Origin of the sequence: Flavobacterium sp. (assembly GCF_043722275.1) — a bacterium.
Lineage (GTDB): Bacteria > Bacteroidota > Bacteroidia > Flavobacteriales > Flavobacteriaceae > Flavobacterium.
Map to the genome: position 1 here is coordinate 16119 of NZ_JAYSPC010000154.1, position 18601 is coordinate 34719.

16 protein-coding genes are annotated in these 18601 nt (G+C 34.3%); 1 reads left to right on the top strand and 15 read right to left on the bottom strand.

All coding sequences use genetic code 11. The annotated features are described in order from the left end of the window. Positions 1-19 precede the first annotated feature (19 nt). From ACHZDT_RS19270 to ACHZDT_RS19340, 15 genes are all read right to left on the bottom strand, one after another. Complete coding sequence (locus ACHZDT_RS19270) at positions 20-2482, bottom strand: TraG family conjugative transposon ATPase (RefSeq protein WP_394776325.1); 2463 nt, start codon at positions 2480-2482, stop codon at positions 20-22. A 40-nt stretch (positions 2483-2522) separates the two neighbouring features. Then, the gene (locus ACHZDT_RS19275) at positions 2523-2840 is read right to left on the bottom strand and encodes a DUF4133 domain-containing protein (RefSeq protein ID WP_394776326.1); all 318 of its coding nucleotides are present in this window, start codon (positions 2838-2840) and stop codon (positions 2523-2525) included. A 10-nt stretch (positions 2841-2850) separates the two neighbouring features. Continuing rightward, positions 2851-5478 (bottom strand): helicase-related protein, encoded by a 2628-nt coding sequence (locus tag ACHZDT_RS19280; protein WP_394776327.1) that lies wholly within the window; start codon positions 5476-5478, stop codon positions 2851-2853. 9 nt (positions 5479-5487) lie between these two features. Continuing rightward, positions 5488-8421: an Eco57I restriction-modification methylase domain-containing protein gene (locus ACHZDT_RS19285; protein WP_394776329.1), complete on the bottom strand. Its 2934-nt coding sequence runs from the start codon at positions 8419-8421 to the stop codon at positions 5488-5490. A 38-nt stretch (positions 8422-8459) separates the two neighbouring features. Next, positions 8460-8888 carry a DUF1896 family protein gene (locus ACHZDT_RS19290; RefSeq protein WP_394776331.1) on the bottom strand — a complete coding sequence of 143 codons (429 nt, stop codon included), beginning with the start codon at positions 8886-8888 and terminating at the stop codon, positions 8460-8462. Between the two features lie 11 nt (positions 8889-8899). After that, positions 8900-9244 (bottom strand): DUF4134 domain-containing protein, encoded by a 345-nt coding sequence (locus tag ACHZDT_RS19295; RefSeq protein WP_089056811.1) that lies wholly within the window; start codon positions 9242-9244, stop codon positions 8900-8902. Between the two features lie 138 nt (positions 9245-9382). Then, the gene (locus tag ACHZDT_RS19300) at positions 9383-9862 is read right to left on the bottom strand and encodes a hypothetical protein (RefSeq protein WP_394776333.1); all 480 of its coding nucleotides are present in this window, start codon (positions 9860-9862) and stop codon (positions 9383-9385) included. A 348-nt stretch (positions 9863-10210) separates the two neighbouring features. Then, entirely contained in the window at positions 10211-10939 is a 729-nt protein-coding gene (locus tag ACHZDT_RS19305) for a hypothetical protein (protein ID WP_394776334.1), read from the bottom strand. Between the two features lie 210 nt (positions 10940-11149). Next, positions 11150-11317, bottom strand: a complete 168-nt coding sequence (locus ACHZDT_RS19310; protein ID WP_207557309.1) for a hypothetical protein — start codon at positions 11315-11317, stop codon at positions 11150-11152. Continuing rightward, positions 11304-12041: a hypothetical protein gene (locus ACHZDT_RS19315; RefSeq protein WP_394776336.1), complete on the bottom strand. Its 738-nt coding sequence runs from the start codon at positions 12039-12041 to the stop codon at positions 11304-11306. Before ACHZDT_RS19315 ends, ACHZDT_RS19310 begins: the two co-directional genes overlap by 14 nt. Before the next feature lie 228 nt (positions 12042-12269). Further along, on the bottom strand, positions 12270-13331 hold the full coding sequence (locus tag ACHZDT_RS19320; RefSeq protein WP_056250078.1) for a hypothetical protein: 1062 nt from the start codon (positions 13329-13331) through the stop codon (positions 12270-12272). Between the two features lie 378 nt (positions 13332-13709). Next, positions 13710-14258, bottom strand: a complete 549-nt coding sequence (locus ACHZDT_RS19325) for a hypothetical protein (protein WP_056250076.1) — start codon at positions 14256-14258, stop codon at positions 13710-13712. A gap of 24 nt (positions 14259-14282) precedes the next feature. After that, positions 14283-14963 carry a hypothetical protein gene (locus ACHZDT_RS19330; RefSeq protein ID WP_056250074.1) on the bottom strand — a complete coding sequence of 227 codons (681 nt, stop codon included), beginning with the start codon at positions 14961-14963 and terminating at the stop codon, positions 14283-14285. A gap of 109 nt (positions 14964-15072) precedes the next feature. Beyond that, positions 15073-15708 carry an AraC family transcriptional regulator gene (locus tag ACHZDT_RS19335; RefSeq protein ID WP_123887402.1) on the bottom strand — a complete coding sequence of 212 codons (636 nt, stop codon included), beginning with the start codon at positions 15706-15708 and terminating at the stop codon, positions 15073-15075. Between the two features lie 554 nt (positions 15709-16262). Further along, a complete protein-coding gene (locus tag ACHZDT_RS19340) occupies positions 16263-16991 on the bottom strand; it encodes a hypothetical protein (RefSeq protein WP_056250071.1) in 729 nt (242 codons plus the stop codon). 353 nt (positions 16992-17344) lie between these two features. Between ACHZDT_RS19340 and ACHZDT_RS19345 the strand changes: the two genes are divergently transcribed. Then, a complete protein-coding gene (locus tag ACHZDT_RS19345; RefSeq protein WP_394776338.1) occupies positions 17345-18520 on the top strand; it encodes a tetratricopeptide repeat protein in 1176 nt (391 codons plus the stop codon). Positions 18521-18601: the final 81 nt, after the last annotated feature.

Genomic DNA, 18601 nt, shown 5'->3' on the forward strand with positions numbered 1-18601 from the left:
AGTTTAGTTTTCTTAATTTTTATGCTCTTAAGTCATTGGCAAGTGCAGCAATGCCTTTTCTGATGTCACCATCAAATTTCTTAGCATACGCTTGTACTTTTACTTTTTCAGTTTCTTCGGTTGTGTACGCGTAATATTCCTCAAGGGATACCTCGGTGCGGTATACTTTTGACTGCATGCCTCCCAGAGAAATAAATACTTCTTTGTATTTCTTATCAGGATCATTGGCTTTGTTTACAGAGAGCACGAGTGCTTTTTCTTTTTCGGTAAGTCCAAGCAGTTCCTGAATCTGTTCGAACTTATTTTGATACTTACTTTGGTCCAGTAATATCTTGCAGTCACTGTTATTAATAATCGCCTGTTTGACCACGGGTGAAGAAATAATATCTTCCACCTCCTGGGTCACTACAATTGCTTCTCCAAAGAATTTACGCACAGTCTTGAATAAATACCGAATATATTCTGCCATTCCTTCCTTGGCAATAGCTTTCCAGGCTTCTTCTATCAGTATCATTTTACGGACTCCTTTGAGCTTGCGCATTTTGCTGATAAAGACTTCCATGATAATTATGGTTACCACTGGAAACAGTATTGGATGGTCTTTGATATTATCGAGTTCAAAAACAATAAAACGTTCTTTCAACAGATCCAGATTTTCGGTAGCATTGAGCAGGTAATCAAATTCACCTCCCTTGTAGTATGGACGTAGTACATAAAGAAAATTGTTTACGTCAAAATCCTTTTCCTTTACCTTGTCACCTTCCAATATGGAGACAAACTCATTTTTCAGAAATTCATAAAAACTGTCAAAGCAGGGAAATAAATCGGAATTGCTGTCTAACTTCTCATAATACAATTGCAGCGCGTTGGACAGTGCTACATATTCACTTCGATTGAAGGTTTCATTGTCTTTTTTCCAGAGTGCCAATAAGAGTGTTTTAATACTTTCTTTTTTCTCGGTATCCAGCGAATCTCCTTCACTGATATAAAAAGGATTAAACCTAATAGGGTTCTTTTCATCATAGGTAAAGTAGTAGCCCTTTACCATATCACACAGTCCTTTGTAGCTGTGCCCGACATCCACCAGTACAACATGAGTTCCCTGCTCATAGTAACTTCTGACCATATGGTTGGTGAAAAATGATTTACCGCTTCCAGATGGCCCCAATATGAATTTATTTCTATTGGTACATATCCCCATTTTGACTGGTTCGTCACTGATATCCACATGAACTGGTTTTCCAGTCAAACGATCTCCTAATCGAATTCCAGTTGGACTAAGGGAAGAACGATACCCTGTTTCCAGATTCAGGAAGCATGTTGCTTGTTCTGTAAACGTATCAAAGGTGTCATTCATTGGGAAATCTGCGGAATTCCCGGGAATTCCTGCCCAAAATATTTGTGCGGCTCCCACGGTTTCTTGTTTAGCAGCTGCATCCATCTGAGCCAGTGCTGAAGAAACTTTATTCTTCAGGTCTTTGAGTTCTTCTTTATTATCTGTCCAGATCAGCACATTAAAATGTGCTTTTACAGGCAGTCGCTGCTGGCTGATAGCCTCGTTAAGAAAATCATTTGTAGCATCTCGCGCAATCAGGTTCTCCCTACTGTAGGCTGATAAGGATTGGAGCCGCAGTCTTTTACTTTCAAGTTTTTGCAGCGTTTTCTGGAAATCCTCTATGAAAATATATTGATTATAAATGTGGTTACAGGAAAGTAATTGCCCCAGAGTCGAAGCAAATCCGATACTGAATTTGGTCTTATCTGTGGAATAGCGGTCATAATTAATTCTCGAACCACATAAGGCAGGCAGATCAGCGGCATCCCCCAACGTATAAATCTGGCAATGTTTGTCTCCAACCTGAAGACCATCATCAAAAGCAATATCCTTAAAAACAAATGAGTTTTGTTTTTCAGACAAAAAACAATATTGTTCAATGATACCGATCTTCCTGCTATGGCTTTTAAGTTCATCATTGCCAAGACGGGTCAGTTTTACAAAACCACTGTCTTCCAGTATGCGTCTGAATTGTCCCGTACTGTCAATAAATTCCTGACGCAACTGTGCTTTTAATGTTTCTTCCGGAACTATTGAACTCCTAAGTAAATTTGAAAACAGGGAACTTGACGTTTTTCTTCCTACCGGTTTTTTAGTTAAAAAAATGTAACAGGAATGATCCAGAAAGGGACGTTCATTAAAAAAGCGTTCACTGCTTCGGGTAAGAAAACTCGAATCTTCGCTTGTAAAATCTGGTTCAAACTTACTATCTATAAACCAGTCTTGTTTATGGAATACGCTAAATTTCGGAAGCAGTTTTATCGCTTTAAGCCACGCCTGATGAAATGCTTCGTATTCCTGATCCGACAAGGTAAATATCTCGGGCAGTTCTGCTTTAAACACTACTGTCACATCTCCTTGTTTGGACAGGATGCAATCGTGTTCTACATCCATAATTGGTAAAATATCATCTATCATCTTTTCCATCATCCTCTTTTTTTACCGCTCAGGTAATACTGAGCATATTCTATTTCATCATCATAAATATTTTTCTGCTTTTCGATTTCACAGCTTTTGGAATCTGCCGTTTTGCTAAAGCTTTCATCATTCCATATTCACCGTATTTATGACTCATTTTATATATTTTCAAAACCCACAATGTTCCTGAAACACCAATAATCCCGATACAGATTAAAGAGGGTAATCCGGCTATATACATAATAGCAAACAGTATCATAAGCACAATTACACCGCCGCCCAAATACCAGATATACTGCGCCTTTAGGCCTTTAAACTCTATGCTCTGGTTTATTCCTTTGTTGATTTGATACACACTGTTTGACATGGTATTTATTTTAAAATTTCATCCTGCTGCTGCGTCTCATTTCTGAAAAAGAGTGTTCCTGCCATTTATCAGTATTGCTTTCTACCCCTTTGAAACGCTGTGATTCTTCACTGCTCTTTATTGGGAGTTGAATTACCGGAGCTGTATCCGTTAATTTTGTTTCATTACTGAGACTGGCCTCTTGCGGATTGGCTTCTTTCAATTGGTTCTCCTGAATTTTCAGGGCTATTTCCCTTTCCAGACTAAAGAGGTCGCTTTTCATTTTTTGAAGTTCATCTTCCTGACTAAATACTCTTGTGGTTAATTGTTGTAATTCCGGCAGTTGGTTTTCAATATCATTCAGGGACTTTTGGTATTTTGCCGTGAGATGTTCCACCTTATCAATGGCATTTAGAAAATGACGGGCTGCCAATTTTGGATTGTCCACATTTGGAGTTCCTCCATTGGAAGTATATTTAATACCATCTTCCAAACGTTGTGCATAAAAGCTGTTGGAGTAACGGTACTGGTACAAACCATCATTTTGATAGGCTTCACGTTCTCTTTTTATATAGAGTCCAAAATCATATAATTTCCCAATTTGTTTGGCCTGGTTTTCTTCTTCGGGAGGTTTCCAGTTTTTATAGAGTAGGATAATTTCTTTACCGATACTTTCCGGATCTGCTGTCTTGCAGTCATACAACTCTATAGGATTCGCTTTGGAACCATCAGGCTCATACTTCAGATTGTTTTTGTAAAAACTGTGATCAGCAGTTAGTTTGTCCAGAGTTCTAGAGGCGATTCCTTTTTCCTCCATTAGGTATTCAACCTGATATTTAGTTCTGGAAATTTCCTTGTAATGCGCTTTTTTAAGGCTTTCCATTACCGTTACTTTTTTCTCCAATTTTGATTTTTCCAGTAATGAAGTATCACCTGATAATACTGCGATATATTCTGAAAAGTTCATTCCACTTTGCTCATCCATGGCTCCCTCATCAATAGTCCTCACATTAAGTTCACAGTTTTTCATCTGACTGATAAAAGTCTGTTTGTTCTTCAAAAGGTTGAATTTGTAATTGTCCAGGGATTGCTCTGTGGCATAGATGAAGTTCTTTACTTTATTACCATAATGCTGTTTGGCAACTTCGTTCCCTTGTCTGCTGCCTCGGCCATTGCGTTGTCCCAGATCTGATGGTCTCCAGGGAATATCCATATGATGCATCGCCACAACACGCTTCTGCACATTAAGCCCGGTACCTGCTTTTTCTGTACTTCCTAAAAGAACACGTATCTCACCTGTATTCATTTTAGAAAACAACTCTGGCTTCTTCTTATCAGTCCAGTCGTGTATATAGGTAATCTCATGAGCTGGGATATTAAAATCCCTTACCAGTTTTTCTTTAAGGGCATCATACATATTAAAGTCATCCGGCTTGGGTGTCCCGATATCCGAAAAAACAATCTGAGTACCTTTATGCTCCATGGAAGCATGGTAAATTTCAGCCACATTTCTGGCGCATGTATTCACTTTATTATTCGGATGATCACCATATCTTTCATTTATCAGCCTCATATCGGCAGCCATTTTTTTAGCGTAATTAGTAGCTATAAGCATCCTGCCTTTATCTTCCTGCGAGGTAAGAGGTGCCCTGCCAATAAGTGTCGCATTACCTGTTTTGGCAAACTGCATGAGCTGGGTAATAAACTCGCTTTGATCAGGTGTAGGACTGATATTGACAAGCTGTTCCTCAATTTCAGGTTTGTCCAGATCAATATGTTTTGCTGTTTTGTAATCGGTTATCTCATTATAAAACAGTGCCAGTTCCGGAACTTTAATAAAATGGCGAAAACGCTCCTTTGCAATAATCTCATTGGTGACCGAAAATTCAAAATCAGTTGTTTTTCTGGCAAAAACAGCTGCCCATCCGTCAAAGTTTTCAATATGCTGGCGTTCCATTTCTTTAGGTCGCAGGTATTTGAAAAGAAGGTACATTTCTGTCAGACTGTTTGAAATAGGAGTACCTGAAAGAAAGGTCACACTTAGATCCGAATCGAATTTTTCCTGAAGCGTGCGTACCGCAAATAACATATTAAGCGCCTTTTGACTTCCCTGCATATTTCCAATTCCGGCAACACGGTCATGACGGGTAGTGAAAGTCAGATTTTTGAATTTGTGAGATTCATCTACAAACAAATGATCAATCCCCATTTCTTTAAAGTTGATGCCGCTGTCCTTTTTATCTTCTATATCTTTCAGCAGTGTTTTTAGTCTGCCGTCCAGATTATTTTTTCGTATTTCAAGACCTTTTAATATTTTCTTGGAGATATCGCCTCCCAGATCTCTGGCCGTATCAAGGTCCCGTTCTATATTATCCAGCTCATTTTGTAAGATCTCTTTTTGTATTTCGGGTGACTGCGGAATTTTACCAAACTGATCGTGGGTTAAAATGATACAGTCCCAATTATTATTTTTAATCTCATGGAAGAGTCTCATTCTTTTGGCCGGAGTAAAATCATTTTCACCAGGTGCCAATATTCTTGCATTGGGATAAGCCTTTCGATAGGTTGCTGCAATTTGATTTACATTGGCATTCAATGCCAGTATTGCAGGCTTATGAATAATCCCTAATCGTTTCATTTCATTGGCAGCCACAATCATGGTTAATGTTTATCCAAGCCCAACCTCATGATCGATTAAAGCGCCACGGTTCTGAATAATACGCCAGGCCGCATTTTTCTGAGAACTGTACAAGTCTTCAATCTCCAGGGCTTTTTTATCCAAACCCGGAAAGCTCAGATGACTTCCATTATATTCTCGCAATACGTAACAATTAAACGTATTGTTATAGAGATTTTCCAATTCATTTTTGTCATTTATTGGCAATTCCTGCAGCCACTCAATAAAACCATTACGGATGTTTTCAATTTTTTGATGGGCAAGCTGTATAGCTTCATTATCGGGCAGTCGGATGGGTTTTCCGCCGGCTCCCTCAACTTCATAGGTAAAAAAGGGAGCTGTATTTTCGAGCGCATGCTCCAATATCGTGTAACCATAAGTGGTTCTGCCGCTTTTGGGAGTCACCGAAAATTCTCTGTCTATTTTGGTATTGTGACCTGTACTTACTTTAAAGGTATCCAGTGATGGGAAATAATTAATTTCAGTTGGCTGGTCAAATAATTTTCCGGCAAAACTTTCATAGTATCGGTTGGGAATCCATCGCTCGCCAAGATTGAAATCGAGTAATTCAAAAGGGATACGCTCGGGCTGTACTTTTTCCAGTGCCTGCAATCCTTTATAGTATTGTGTGTTTTCAGGGTATAACTGCACAGCCTGTTTAGCCTGTTGTAACTTTTCTACAACATTGCCGCTTAAATAGAGGTCTGAAGTTTCCCAATTCTGATCTGTAGGATTCAAATAGATATGATGGTTCAGACGTTCTATAACCTCGTTTTGTTCAAGTCCTGTCGAGGCAGTTATAAATCCTAAGTCAACAGCTCCTTTTTCATTCAGACTTCGGGCCAGCGCTTCAACAGGATCATCTGTATAATAGCGCTCTTGCTGTTTTACTACAGATTCTATTAAAATATCCGACTTCACATAACGTTCGCCTTCTTTGCGTTCCAATGAAGAAAGAATGGTGAAACCGAAAGCGGAATCATGCATGATTAACCTGCGATTCTCAGCACCGTTCAAAATACCATAGTGGGACACAAATTTGGTATACTGCTCATCTAGATTTTTCCGAACCTGTTCACTGCCAGCTTTATCTGATTGTTCTTTCTCAAACAATTCCAGATAATGATCCCGAATAGCAATATAGGAATCATAGAATTTCAGATTGCCCTGTGATGCTAATGGCTGGAAAAAGGCTTGTTTGTGCTGCTCATTGATATCACTGATAATTCCAACGGATTCTGCAACTCTAACAAGAGTACCTTCTGTATAAAAAGATTTCAATGAAGCAACTTCTTCATAGAGTCGTTTTTCAAGGTTAAAAGCAGGTTCAAGGGTTTTATCTCCTTCATAAATATATTTGTGATCATAGTATTGAAGGGTATTGGATAAAGCCAATAATTCATGTGGCAGTAATCCGCCATTCATCCAATTGGCTGAAAAGCCATTGATTTCTTTTACATTGGAATATAATTTATACAGGTATCGATTAGTCTTAATTTGTTTAGCAGTGATAAGCACCACATTTTCATGTGAGGGATTATCATTTGTGCGTATGGTACTGAGTATTCGTGCTGTTTTTTTATCCACTACAGTTTCATCAAGAGGATTGATGTAATCCATAGCACGGTTGATATTCTCTGCAGGCACAGTATCAAACAAGCCAAGCTGGACTGAAATACCGCTTGCTTTACTCTCCGGCATGGGTAAATAAGTGAATTTTTGTCCGATTGCTTCAGCGGGCTGAACTATCTCCGTTTTTTGAGCCTGCTCAAAGCGTTCCGGGTTAAAGTTTTCTTTTAATCCCTTGGTAATATTTTCTGCAAGACGATCTTTAATAGAATTGATATCACCGTTTTGTCTCACACTTTGGTGTGCCTGTCCGTATTGGTTTTTACCGGCTTGTATTTCATTCCCAATGATGAGCTCTTCTCTATTGTGCAGATATTTATTAATACTGTATTTTCCAAATTCATTTTCGAGTTCAACGATTTGAAGCATCTCATTTTCATTATCAGACAGGGTTTCTTTATGCACATTTTTCTGAACAATAAGCAGATGATTTGGAGCATCGGTATTTCCTGTTTCTTTCATCAGGTTGTCAGGCATAGCTGCTAGACTCACAAAATCCGCATTTTGAAAAAGGTATTCTCGCACGCTCTGATTGGAAGGACTGTTCAAAAAACCGTCTGTACTTATGTATGCCATAAGACCGCCATCAGCAAGTTTGTCAAGTCCTTTTGCAAAGAAGTAATTGTGAATTTTTCCTGAAATTGCTTTATCGGGATAAGCCTCATCATACACAGAAAAATTACCAAAAGGAATGTTGCTGACCACAAGATCATAACTGCCATTATCATTTGTGGGAGCTTCTTCCAGTCCTATTACATGAGTGGTATTTTTAGTTGAAAGTGTACTGTTTAATGCAGAAAGCACCAGTCCGCTTAATTTGTCTTTTTCTACAGCAGTAATTTGTTCCAAATTTGAAAACGCACTGTCTGCCTCGGTTATAAAAATTCCTGATCCTGCTGATGGTTCGTATAATCTTTTAGGATTAATACCTTGTTCTTCCAAAGCAGTGTACAAAGTTTTAGGTACAATTTCCGGCGTATAAAATGCAGTAAGGACGCTATTGCGAAGTGAAGAAACAATTGAGTTATAATCTTTTTCAGAATAGTGTTCTTGAAGTATTGTGTGCAGTCGTGTCATTTCCGGATGCAGCTTCAGGTCTTCTTTAGTAGCACCCGATTTTGTCCAGTCTTCGGTAGTGCCATTTGCATATAATACACCCTTGATGCCTCCAAATCCGGCATATGCCTTAAGCGCGTCAACTTCTTCTTTCGATAAAGCATCACCTTGCTGCCATTGCATTGCAATGGTAATCGCCTGGATATTGGCACTTAGTTTTTGGGATAGATTGTAAGCCATAATTACTCCTTTTCATACTACACACTGCTGTAAACAGCTCAACTCACATAGTCAGCAATCTGACCGATAAGGGCATTTCTCAAATTAGAATCTTCTTCATTTTCTTTAGTAAAACCAATGGTTTCAAAAATGGGCCTGCAGCTTTCCATAAGATTCATTACCTCATAGGTCAGGATACCAGATTCCTGAAAAGCGGCATAGGTTTTCTCAAACTCATCTAAAAGCAGCGAGCGGATATATAAAAAACGGGAAGGTTTCAGATCTTCGGTAAGTACATTGAGACATATTTCTTCGATGATATATTGAGGTGTACCATCAGATAACATATCGTCCAATATGGATTTCACACTACTTATCTTCTCATTGAGATAATCCAATACACTATAATCTTCCTGTAGTGTAAACATCAAATCGGGATTGTTATGGATAATGTAAAAACATAACTTTTCTTTGAGTAGATCTTCCATAACGATTTGTTTTAAATCCCAAAGAAGGATTTGATTACGGTAGCCACTACCACCAGAAAAACACAACTTCCAAACCAGGCTGCTGCTACTTTTCCGGTATCAGGATCACCTGCATTCCATTTTTGATATACTTTCACAGCACCAATAAGACCTAATAATGCTCCTACGGCATACATCAGTTCAGTTCCTGCATCAAAGTAACTTCGAACCTGTTGGTTGGCTTCGTTAATTCCTGCCAGACCATCCTGGGCGTAGGTTTCATAACTGATTACAAAAAGCAATTGTGCCAGAAGCGTACAAATACTATTTGTTTTTTGCTCAATAAACTTTTTAAAATTCCAGTTCCATTTTTTCATCGCACATTATTTTTAAAGTTTAATAATTCAGAAAAAAAACGGAGGTGTAGCCGCTGTCGCAGTTCCACTTTCCTGTTACATCTGCCATACTGCGCTGGGATGGACAGGGGCAATTCCTCCGTTAAATTGTTGTAGAGTTTATTCCCAGAGGGCTTCTGCTTCTTTCTGGGTTAAATTGATTGATTCGAGTTTGTCACATTCTGAAACTATCAACTCGCTTATTGAAGAATTAAAAGGGGAATTTTTCACTGAGGGAAATTCTCTTAGGAGAAGCTGCAGATAATAGGTAAATTCTTTTTGGACTAATTTTTTCTTTGCGGCATCTGCGATAAAAGTTTTTAATCGTGCCACCAGAGCATCAACGTCCTGAAAGGTAGTGTCAAACTCTCCAAAGGAAGCTTGTTCTGAAATTTCTTCAGGTGATTCTTGGGCTTTTAATTCAAATTTAGGATCTTGGTAATTTGGGTTTTCAAATCCACGGAATTGAAGCTTCCGCCTTCCTGATAAGACTTCTTTGAGGTCATCAAAATAAAATCGAAATCCAACAAATAAATACCAGCTTGCCAATAGCAGAATAATTACAACTATGTAATTACTCCATGAAATGTTTGTAAACATACCTCATCATTTTATCGTTCTACATTAGTTTCTCACAATCCCGGTAAATTGATAATTCCAAGCCAGGATCTTCATTATTACAAGGCAAAGAAACGATAGAGATAAAACTGCTACAAGTACAACTTTTTGTTGTACCCCTATTGTACCCCGTTGAACCCCCAGTAAAATCAAGGGTAAAAAAATAAAATAAATGCAAAAAAAAATAAAAAACCTCCACAAATGGGAGGCTAATTTGATGATGAAATAATTATTTTAGGATATTTATTTCTGTTCTAAAATGCTAAAAAATCGATTTTTGAAACAAGAATAATTGGACAATGCCAAACGGCTTTTAGCAGTAGTGCTTTTCTATTGTTTTTCTAATTGTATTGAATTTGTTTTCAAAAAATCCACAACAACATCACAAATATTTGGTATTAATTCGTTAGTAATTCTATTTGTCAATTGTCTTGTGTGAATTAATAATTTTGGTTTTTTCCCAGTTTCATTTTCTGAATGTATCCAAATTTTATCTTTTGCATTTAGATTATGTAATTTAATAAATTTTACATTGAATAACTCACATATTTCTCCTGGGTCTGTTTCTATGTATTTATTATCACTAGCAAATATTATCACTATTTGAAAATCTTGAATAAATTTACTTTTGAAAAACTCTATTTTTCTTAATTTAAGTTCTTCTCCAAACTTCTCCTGTTTTTTTGCATCTTTTGTGTTTGGTGCCTGTAAATTGCTTAATTCTGTAGTAAATATATTTTCAATAAAACTGATTTCATATTTGTCTTTTTTATCAAATTCTATATTTAAATTTGACAAAATACAATCGTATAGTTTTTGATATCTTTGCCAAGTATGATTTAAGTTTCTGATCTTTGCTTCTTTTGGGACATATCTTTCAGAATAATTAAATTCTTTTTCTCTCCAAGATTTAGCGCTTCCATGAAACATTTCTTCTTCAATTTCAGCTCCAGCTTCTTTTCCTATAAACAATATTTTGGCGGTAGGATTTCCCAATCCAATATATTGATTTTCTGACATTGTCTGAAGAAGTTCTTCTAAATATATATTTTCTTTCATCAGATTTTTTTGATTTTTATGCCAGTATCATTACTGCCAACGTTCTCGCACTAGCAAGGGGTTTGGGGTTAAATTAAGTCTTGTTTTCGGATTTGTCAAATCATACCAAATATAAAACCAACTTCCCATTAAGCCAAATGCCAAAATCCGTTGTTGTAGCTGTTGGCTATTCGTCCTTATTAAGCAACTATTTTTTGAGTATCAATTCACTTACCTTTTTTTAATACCTTCATCTGCATTTTTTATGGCATGATTTGCTAATAAAGAATTTATTCCGAGTTCTTCTTTTTGTTGAATATTATTCAATAGACTCTCCAAAGGCCATTTACCTTTTGCTCGATTTATTTTAGTAGAAGTAGTTAATTTATTTCCATTCATTAAGCATTGCTAACAATTTTTTCATTAATTCAAACCAAATATTTTTTCTTAATTCTTGTTCCGATTTATTACCAAAATTTTGATTGTCGTTAATATATTCTGTAAGTAAAGCATCAACTATAGCTTCTGAAGATGTAGTATATGGGTCTTCTTTATTTATGTAATTTTCAATAGACAAATATGCTGTCCTACCTGAATTCCATGTTATAGTTCGTGCTTCTATTTCTTGTAGCTCATTATCTATTTTAGCTTGTAATTCATTCCATTCATTGCTTTCTAAATCTTTTCCGTCAAGAGCATTTTTGTGTAATTTAATTAAATCATGGAAATATTTTTTATCTCTTTCTTGCTTTGGAATCATATCGGTTAAAATCATAAGTTCCCATTTATGAAACATTAAAGAGTAATCAATACCGACATTGCATGATTCCAAAAAGGCAGGATAAAAGTACTCTTCATAGTTTTCTTTAAAACCACTAAAATCATTTGAATTATGGTGGTTAATAGTAAATAGTAGATTTCCTAACCAATTAGGTAAACCTAAATTACTAGGGAAATTTTCGTAATCTTCTAAAAAAAAGTCAGGTGTGGTGTATGTCCTATTTAGATTGAATAACTTTTCTGCTATTTCCTCTGCTGATTTAGGAGCTTTTTTCATATTCAACCAATCATATGTAGAAGCTAATTTTTTTTCTTTTATTTCGTGATTATTTTTAAATGACAATAGCATAGTTATATAAAATAAATTAATTTTTAATTTTTTAATAATGGCAAAATTGCGTTAAATTCCTAAGTTTGCTAAGCGCTTGCTGCCAGCGTCTTGGCACTACAGCGGGTTTGGGACTAAATTAAGCCCTATTTTTGGATTTGCCAAATCACCCCAAATACAAAACCATGTTTCCATTAAACCCAATGCCCAAATCCGTTGTAGTGGCTGTTGGGTGCTGTGGTTTTACGTAACAATGGTTTCAATTTTTATTTTTATTTTCTTTAGTTTATCTAAGCTATCATTTTCTGGACTAAAATAAGAATTGTATTGTTCTTCTATATCTTTAGCATAATATTTACAATGAATCTCAATTTCATTTATTTGTTTTCTTAAGTCTGCAACGAAACTCACAATGTTTCGGCTTCCAAAAATATCATATCCTATAGTATTTCTAAATTCCATTGAAACTCTAAGAAATTCAATCAAGATGTCGTTTGAGATAACTCTAAAATCTGTAGCCTCGTCATTATCTTCACATTCCTGTAAATATTCGTAATACTCGCCAGTAAATTGATTTACTAATTTTGCCCATGGCAATGACATGTAATTGTCCGGATTAGCAATTTTATAATCATCAATCATTGAAGCGCACATATTCATAAGTTTCAAAAAAGCAGAACCAATTTTTCTTTGTTCTTCAACTTTATAATTGATTTGAGATGTGTATTTTGCTCTAAGTTCTTCAATACCTTCTTTATAAAAGTCTATTAATGTAAAAAGATTAAGAAATGTCTTCTCCCAGTCAGGATCATCTTTTAAATAGAATTTGATTCCATTGTAAATAGATAATGAATCCATTTCAACAGCTCTGGCAAAATTACGATTTACTAAGAAATACATTCTATTCATCTTAGAGGGTTGAGTCTGTTCTTCTAAATAATACTTTTCCATCACTGTTCCTTGTTCTATTATTCCATCAATCATGGATTTTAAAAAAGTATTTAACAGTTTGAGTTTGTCAAGTAATTCTTTTTGATTTTCGGTCCGGACAAGTTCTTCATTTCTTAAAATTTGTTGTCGCTGTTCAAGTAAGCTCAATATTACAAATAAGATTGAAAGAAAAGATAAAACACCACCAATAAGAGTTCCATAACCCGAGATAATATCTGACTTATTTGCAAAGTCAATTTCAATTTGTTTTGGACTTGTTTCATTTATTAAATCGAAAGATATCCAAATAATGATTAAAAAAATTATAGTAGTAAATACAATAAGAATATTTTTAAAAACTTTAATTTTTGTCATAAATTACTTTTTTGGTGATTTTGAGGTACCATTGCACCCAACTCATTAATACCAGTCATAAAATGGCACCAACACAACCCTTTTGGTTGTGTTGGTGCAGTAAGTTTGCTTTTTCTTTCAGCGAATATAAGAAATATTTTTACTACAATTTTTTAACTTTTTGGAAATTGAAATCAAAATAATTCCTAAGTTATCCTCTTATTGAGATTTCTCTAAATCATGTATGAAATGGTTTGAAAAAGATTTGTAGGATCAACAAATGTGCGGTTTAAACGGATTTAATTGATACCTTTCTAATTGGTAATAACTTTTTAATTATTTGATATTTATTATATTAAAATATATTTAGTTAAGTAATTTGAAGATAATATTCATATTCTAATAAGATAAAAATTCAATTTCTGATTTTTTATCCATGATTTGCCAGCCATCATCGGCTAATATAAAATACACTTCATGACTCAATAAGTCTTTCAAGCCATTCTTAATGCTAGCAGCAAAAACATTCTTTCTCCGAATTGTAGTGTATTCTACAATTGCCTTATTACCGGAACTCATAATTCTGATTTCTGCAATTGCTCCAAATTCTTCATCGGCTACTTTTACACGTTGAATTTTATGTTTTTTATCTGCTGCAGGTGTTGGCAGTAAGTACGGTCTTGCTGCAGGGGTAAAACTCACGAAAGCCGTTGTATCACCAAATTTTTTGGTTTGAAGTACTTTTACAAATCCTTTTTCTACGAGTCCGGATTTAAAAATGGTGTAGGCATGCGCGGGATCACCACAGAAAATATCATGGTCTACAATAGTAGGGTAATGATTTTTTTCCAGAATAAGGGTGGTAGCCAATTTCTCATCCAGCTTTTTAGGCTGGCAACCTGTTATGATCAGAAGCATAGTGGCTAAAATATAAGATAGATTTTTCATATTTTTAAGTTTTAAATTATTTAGTTAATATTCTTTAATCTGTTTAATCATGCGCTCCAATGTTTCAATTGCTATTCGTTTATCCCTCTCTTCAAAAATGTAAGCCTTGCTTCGCATGGCATTGTATGAAAGATCCACTTTATTTGGAGTGGATAGAAATGGAACAATTGTTTTAAATAAATGATTCATTGATTTTGAAATAAGAATTTTTAATTCATCAGATGCCCTAAGTATTAAGGCTGTCTGATCTGTCGAAAGCTTACATAAGACTTTATTAGAGGAAGAGTCTATAACGGAGGACTCACACATCTTCTTTTCAATAATTGGTAAAGGTTTGTTTAAATAGTTTGCAAATCTGGATTCTACAAAAGTTATTAATTCATCCAAACACGAAATTAAAGTAGCAGTTACCTCTTTTAAATGTTCTCTATGTTCATCATCGGTACTATTTATCTCTGTAATTTTATCTAAAAGAAATAACAGCGATGAATAATAATTTCCAACTAAAATTTTAATCTGTTTCTCCTTGGTAAGCGAAAAAACCTGTACCGTAAATTGTGACTGAATTAAGAATGTTTGCTCGGTCGCTTTTTTAATAATCGCTTTGGATTGAATTGGAGTAATCATAGTAAGATCTGTTTTACCAGGATTAAGGGTTGAGGTCACCGTTAAATCCATCCATTCTAAAAGATAGGTTTGAGTCATTTTTTTTACTTTTACTTAGTAAATATTTCTCTCGACTTGCAATCGACAGTACTCTAAATCAATGCTTATAGAACATTCTTAACCCGGTCAAACATGTATTATAAAGTATTTAATTAGAATTTAATTGTAAACGGTATTCTGAAGGAGACAGGGAAGTATGCCTTTTAAAAAAAGTACTGAAAGCAGAAGAATTACTAAAGTGCAATTCTTCTCCAATATATAAAATGGTTAAATGATTGTTTTGCAGCAAAACTTTTGCTTCGAGGAGAATCGCTTCTTCAATAAATTGCTTCGCAGTTTTTTCTGTAACTTGTTTAACTATTCTACTAAAATGATCCGTATTAACACCTAAATAATTTGCGTAGTATTTTACACTGTGTTGCTTTCTGCAATTCATTTCTAAAATTTTAAAAAATTGAAGAACTAGTTTTTCCCTTTTCGAATGCTGAAGTGATATATGCCAGGATGACCTGTGATAGATACCTGCTAATTCATATAATAACAGATTAAAACTAAAAAGTATTATCTCATCTTTAAAAACATGCGAGCTAGGTCGTAATACTTTGCTATTAAGTAATGTCAATAAATCAATTAGTAATAAAACATCTTTACTTTTTAGAAAGATTTTAGAGGATAATTGGGTAATAAAAAATTCAAAATACCTAATATGAGGTCTTCGTATACTATTTTCAATAACAAAGTCTGTAGTAAATGACAGCAAGCAAATTTGTAATTGATCACTCATGATCAAAATTTCAAATGAAGTCTTTATAGGTATCACAAGGATCTCACTTTCAAAGACAGTAACTTCTGTATTATCTATTAGGATAGATAAGGAACCCGAATTGACAATCAGTATAGAGAAATGGTCTACCTTAAATAATTTACTCAAAGATTTTTTAGATGTAAATTTCTCAAAAATGTAAACTTGCAGGCCAATATGAAAATATTTTGATTTTTTGCTTACCACGACAATACTCTTTATGAAATTATAATCAGTTAAAATAAATTTTACTTTATTAAAGCCCAAATTGGCAAGCTACTCTGACATCAACCTAGACATCAATGTAACGGTAATAAAAAGTAAATTGGACATGCCACTCACAAAAAGCAGGTAGGCCAGACTACGTGGACTATCACTTTTTATCTCGCCATTTGTGAGATAGCCAATTATTTCATCATAGGATAATAGATCTATGATGAAATAAAGACTAACAAGATTGAAAAGAATCAAGCACACAGTAAACACGTATGCTATCTCTTTTTCATAGCAATAGATATAATACATCATAACTCAGATCATTGATTGTATATCATGATTCCTGTTACAAGTGAACGTTTTATTGCCGTACAGGGATCATCAATTGCACCACTAACCCCTGCAACACGGTGACCAGTAGAAGTGTCCCAGTCTTTATCTTTGCGTTCCAGAGCATAATACGTTGAATACCTCGCTATGGAGGAAGTGGTAAGGATAATTCTCTTATCCTCACTGTTAAATGCCTGATTAGCTATCACAGCTGATTCAAAAGATATTATGTATTGATAAATTTCCTCGTAGGAATCATTTTCCCATAAAAGGATATCATTCATAAAATTCGAAAGATTATCTTTTGCTGCAATTGTCATTGTAGAATTTAAAATAGTCTGATCTAGTTTAGACTGTGGATTATTTATAATCTCTTGTATCACAATCAGATTGGGAGACAAATTTGTTCCTGAAGTTAAAAGCATTAGATCATTATTTTGAGCCGCTATAGTTTCGATCTGTTGAGAAATTTGTCCTATTGTGTTATACTGATAGTTACCTGATAAATAAGCATCAAGAATATCATTATGTAGTTTACCAGCAAAATCGTAAATGTTTGCAGGGTTTTCAGGGGTCATGTTTTGCACCAAACGTGCTGATTTTTCTGATTCCTTGCTACTGATTTTACTATCTATACTTTCTATATTATCAATAGTATCAGTAGTACAGGAAACGATTAATAATGGTAAAATTATTAATCGTAATGAAATGTTTTTCATGATTAAAATGTGTTAAATGTGACCGACCAATTTTTTAGTCAGTTCATTTCACCCGGGTAAGCAGAACTTTAATTTAGTACTCTACTAAATATTTTTGCTTTTGAATTCAAGGCAAATCTAAAAGTAGATTTTTTGATTTGCAAAACATTAGTATGTGGATTTCCGAGAATAAGAGTATGGATTTTCGGAAAATCCATATACCTTTTTTAAATAAAAAAACCTTAATTATCAATTGTTTACACTATATTTAAGGCGATTTTTTTGAAAAATGTTAATGAGCCTTTTTATAAGCCTTTTATTTAGCTTTCAGAATGATTTTGTACAAAAAATAATGTCTCATTTTAATTCAAACTATGATTAGAAAGTATCTATTTGTACTCTCTCTTTGCTTGGGAGATCAAATCTGCGCACAGGAAATCCATTTTAAAATTCCCGATACACTTCGAAATAAGAATTACGATTACCTTTTTGAAAGGATAGAAGAATCTGAAAAAGATAGTGTTAAAAAATCCTTATACCTTAAATCCTTTCTCGTAAAATCGAAAGCAGAAAATAATTTGGAAGAGCTTGTAAATGGCTATAAAAACTATGTTCATCACTCGCCGGAAAATCTAAAACTGATCTATGTAGATAGTATGATTTATGCTGCAAAAAAATCAAAAGATAATGCATTAATAGGTTCAGCCTATCTTTCAAAAGGAATCGTATATTATGCCGCTAAAAAACATAATTATGCATTAGACAATTATCTAATTGCAGATAATTATATTTCCAAAACAAATGATAAGTATTTGATATATAAGGTAAAATACAATATTGCAAATATAAAATACTACCTGGGATTTTATAATGAGGCAATTTCTTTATTTAAGGAATGCATCGATTACTTTAAAGAAAACAACGATAGGGGCTATCTGAATTCCTTACATTCTCTTGGTCTTTGTTATAATCGTCTTGGAAGTTATAGCTTATGTACAGAAATAAATGAGAAGGGATTATCAGAAGGAGAAAGATTATCTAACAATGAGATGGAAGAGTATTTTATTATCTCCGAAGGAGTTAACCAGTATTTCCGAGGCAATTATACTTTGGCTATTAGTAAAATCAACTATTCACTACCAGTCATTATAAAAAACAAAGATTTTGCAAATGAAGCTGTTGGCTATTTTTATATTGGGAAAAGTTATTGGGATCTTAAGAATCCAGAAATGGCCATACCTTATTTCAAAAAAGTAGATGATATTTTTAATAATAAAGGATACATTCGTCCTGATCTTCTCAATAGCTATGAATTATTAATCAGCTACTTTAAATCCAAAAAAAATCTTAACCTACAACTTTACTATATTGAGAAACTGCTTAAAGTAAATAATATTATGAACAGCAGATACAAATACGTATCGCAAAGAATTTACAAAGACTATAACACTAAAGAATTACTATTTCAGAAAAATAAAATTGAAAAGTTATTTGAAGAAAGAAAGCGTAATGACTTTATTTTTAAGGGTATAATTGGATATTCTGGATAAAGTGAGCACCTAATTCTGGATAAAAGTGAGCAGTATAAATGAACTCAAAAAGGTGTCTAAAAAGTAGTTTAAAAATATAAA